The organism is Myxococcus vastator (genome assembly GCF_010894475.1).
GTDB lineage: Bacteria > Myxococcota > Myxococcia > Myxococcales > Myxococcaceae > Myxococcus > Myxococcus vastator.
In genome coordinates this window covers 1-3,874 of sequence record NZ_JAAIYB010000610.1, presented here as the reverse complement: position 1 = coordinate 3,874, position 3,874 = coordinate 1, and the positions used below count along the sequence as shown (strand labels likewise).

The following is a 3,874-nucleotide window of genomic DNA, read 5'->3' as shown; positions in this document are numbered from 1 at the left end:
GCGGAGGGGACGGGGAGACTCCGGCCGGAGCGCCGCGTGACGGCGACGAAGCCACCCCCGGAGTGTCCGTGACGCCCACGGCGCCGCAGGACTCCAGCGGGCTCCCGCAGCGTCCGATTCCGGCGGCGGCCTCGCCGTGGAACCAGGTGGTGGGTGGCCCCCAGGACGACATGGGTACGGGCGTCGCCACGGCTCCCTCCGGAGAGGTGGCTGTGGTGGTGTCCAGCACGCCCCGCCAGGACGGTGAGCGCGAGCCCGTGGAAGGTGAGAAGCTGGCGCTGACGCTCTCGCGCTCCGCGGCGGATGGGACGCCGCGCTGGTCGCGTGAGTGGGTGCGCAACCGCTTCTCCGACACGCGCGTGGCGGCGAGCGACGCGGCGACGTTCCTGTCGGGCAACGCGTTCCTCTACTCGGCGGACTTCGGACTGGGCGAGGCGCAGGACGGCTTCCTGGTGAAGTTCAACGCCGAGGGCACGCCTGTCTGGCAGCACCGCGTGGGACAGAAGGTCTACGCCATCGCCGCGGACGCGCGGGGCGGCGTGCTGGCCGCGGGCGAGGAGTGGGAGGGGGAGTTCATCGAGGACCCCGTGCTCACGCGCTACGCCGCGGACGGCTCCGTGCTGTGGACGCGGCGCTTCCACGGCGCCAACATGGACACCGCGCTGCACGCGGCGGCGCTGGCGCCTTCGGGCCAGTCGATTCTGGCCGGGCAGCTCGTGGACACGCTGGAGGTGGACGGCCAGACGTTCGGCGCGCCCGGCGTGCGTGGCTTCGTGCTGCTGACGTTCGATGCGTCCGGCCGCCTGCTCTGGGGCAAGGAGCTGCCGGGCGTGAAGGGCCGCATCACCTCGGTGACGGTGGCGGCGGATGGCACGCTCGTGGCGGCGGGGGACTTCATCGGCCTGCTGGTGTGGGGCGAGGCGTCGCTCGGCTCCTCGGGGGCCTTCGTGCTGACGGCGGGCGCGGATGGCGGCGCGGGTTGGGTGCGCCAGCCCATGTGCGGGCCGGTGACCGAGCCAGGCGCGTCCGTCGCGGTGGAGGACTCCGGCGGCGTCGCGGTGACGTGTGGCAGCGTGCTGACGCGCTACGCGGCTTCGGGGGCGTGGCTGGGTGAGCAGACGCTGGAGGCCCAGCCCTGCGCCAGCGGGGTGTGCTCGCTGACCACCGCGGGCGTGGCCCCGGTGCCGGGCCGCGGGCTCGCCGTCACCGGCTGGCAGCGTGATGGGGCGGGCGACACCTGGAACCAGGACGCCTTCCTTCGTCTCGTGGTGCCGTAGCGGCCAGGGCCGCTACAGTGCGCGGCCATGTCCGCTCCCGCCGCAGAGGTCCTTCTCGAGGTGGAGGGTGCCGTCGCCACCCTCACCCTCAACGACACCGCCCGACGCAACGTGATGACGCCCGAGCTGGGAGACGCGCTGGCCGCGCGTGTCGAGGCGCTGAAGGGGCGTGACGAGGTCCGGGCGGTGGTGCTCACCGGGGCGAAAGGCGCGTTCTCCGCCGGCGGGGACCTGAAGATGCTGGAGCGGCTGCGTCAGGCGTCCTTCGAGGAGGCGCGCACGTTCATGCTCGGCTTCTATGCGCGCTACCTCAGCGTGCTGGAGCTCCCCGTACCGGTCATCGCCGCGGTGGACGGGCCGGCGATTGGCGCGGGGCTGTGCGTGGCGCTGGCGTGTGACGTGTGTCTCGTGGCCGAGGACTCGAACCTGGCGCTCAACTTCGTCCAACTGGGCCTGCATCCGGGCATGGGCGCCACGTACCTGGCGCCGCGCCGGGCGGGGGCGCAGGCCGCCGCGGAGCTGCTGCTCACCGGCCGCCGCTTCGATGGCAGGGAAGCGGTGAAGCTGGGGCTGGCGCTGGAGGCGGCGCCCGCGGGCCAGGTGCTCACGCGGGCGCAGGCGCTCGCGGGGCGGATTGCCGCGAACGCGCCGCTGGCCGTGCGTGCGCTGAAGCAGCGGCTGGGGCTCGACAGGGCGGAGCTCCAGCGCGCGCTGGAAGAGGAGGCGCGCTTCCAGGCGGAGAGCTACGGCAGCCAGGACCTGGGCGAAGGACTGGCCGCCGCCGCCGCGCGCCGCGCCCCCGTGTTCCAGGGGCGCTGACGGGAACTCCTGCACGCCATGCTCTTTGTAGTGGTGTGCGTCGAATGCCTGCGGAAACGGCCAGGCTGCCCTCTCTGCCAACGTGAGTGAGACAGTTCGTACCCGGCAGTTTAGTGTGCAGGGCGACCCAGGCAGGAACGATGAATCCGATGGTGGAAGAGGCTCGGGTCAGGGAGACCGAGGTGGTGGAGAAGGCCAGGCGACGAGGCTTCACGGCGGAATACAAGCTGCGGGTGCTGGCGGAGGCAGACCGCTGCACGAGGCCCGGTGAAGTGGGAGCGCTGCTGCGCCGCGAAGGGCTGTACTCGTCGCTCTTGAGCGTGTGGCGGCGCCAGCGCGATGCGGGAGAGCTGTCGGCCCGCAGCCCGAAGAAGCGAGGGCCACCAGCGAAGGAGCCTGACGCGAGTGCCCGGCGCGTCGCCGAGTTGGAGAAGGAGTTGGCCCGAGCCCAGGTGCGCCTCAAGCGCGCCGAGGCGCTGCTGGACCTCCAAAAAAAAGTTTCGGAAATCCTGGGCGTGGAACTGCCCAAGCCCAACGAGGAGCCCTGATGGCCGTGGCACTGGAGGCCGTCGACGCCCTGGGCGTGGCGCCGGTGTGCAAGGCCCTGGGCCTGCCGCGCGCCACCTTCTACCGGCAGGCCCAGCCCCGACACGGGCCGGTGCACAGGCCCAGCCCACCCAGGGCTCTCCCGCCGGAGCAACGGGCCGAGGTGCTCTCGGTGCTGCACGAGCCGAGATTCGTGGATGCCGCGCCCGCGGAAGTCTACGCGCAGCTCCTCGATGAGGGCCGCTACCTGTGCTCGGAGCGAACCATGTACCGGGTGCTCGCTGAGAATCAGCAGGTGCGCGAGCGCCGCGACCAGCTGCGCCACCCCAACCACCCGGCGCCCCAGTTGCACGCGACGAAACCCAATGAACTCTGGAGCTGGGACATAACGAAGCTGCACGGCCCGTCGAAGTGGACGTACTTCTACCTCTACGTCGTCCTGGACGTCTTCAGCCGCTACGTCGTCGGGTGGATGGTGGCCCACCGCGAGTCGGCCACCCTGGCCAAGAAGCTGTTGGCGGCAACCTGCGAGCGCCAGGGCGTGGCGCCCGGCCAGTTGACGATTCACGCCGACCGGGGCTCCTCCATGACGTCCAAGCCGGTGGCCTTGCTGATGGCCGACCTGGGTGTGACGAAGACGCACTCGCGGCCCTACGTCTCCAACGACAACCCCTTCAGCGAGGCCCACTTCAAGACGATGAAGTACCAGCCCGACTTTCCCGAAGTCTTCGGCTGCCTCCAGGACGCTCGCGGCCACTGCGGTGACTTCTTCGGCTGGTACAACAACGAGCACCACCACGGTGGCCTCGGCCTGCTGACGCCCTATGACGTGCACCACGGCCTGGCTGCCGAGCGTCTCGCGGCCCGGAGCGTGGTGCTCGCCGCGGCCTACGCCGCTCACCCCGAGCGCTTCCCTCGCGGTGCACCCACGCCGAAGGCCCCACCCACCATCGTCTGGATAAACGACCCCGCTCGGCGCTCCTCCTCACTGGAGGCTGCTCAGTAATTTCTCGAACTCACTGTCTCACTTGCGTTGACAGGTTCCGCTGTCGCTCGCGCTTAAAGCGCTCCACGATGGCTTCGAACATGACGGCCACCCCCCCAGGCAAACAGTGGCCAAGGGGCGGCTATTCGCACGGGAGCAAGGTATTCCGACGGAGCAACCCCTTGCCCCGTACACCTGCTCGCCCGCCAGCATCCCTTCCTTCCTGGTGGGGATATATGTTTAAAGG

Annotated in this window: 3 protein-coding genes; all 3 read left to right on the top strand. The window is 70.6% G+C overall.

What is annotated here, in order from left to right:
- Window positions 1-1,277 (top strand): hypothetical protein (locus tag G4D87_RS34825; RefSeq protein ID WP_240358850.1); only part of this gene is annotated, 1,277 nt, incomplete at its 5' end.
- Window positions 1,278-1,304: 27 nt separating this feature from the next.
- Window positions 1,305-2,096: an enoyl-CoA hydratase/isomerase family protein gene (locus G4D87_RS34820; RefSeq protein WP_163786976.1), complete on the top strand. Its 792-nt coding sequence runs from the start codon at window positions 1,305-1,307 to the stop codon at window positions 2,094-2,096.
- Between the two features lie 140 nt (window positions 2,097-2,236).
- A protein-coding gene (locus tag G4D87_RS34815) for an IS3 family transposase (protein WP_163786975.1) occupies window positions 2,237-3,648 on the top strand; the annotation gives its coding sequence in 2 pieces (ribosomal slippage) (window positions 2,237-2,594 and window positions 2,594-3,648; 1,413 coding nt in all).
- The last annotated feature ends 226 nt before the right edge of the window (window positions 3,649-3,874 follow it).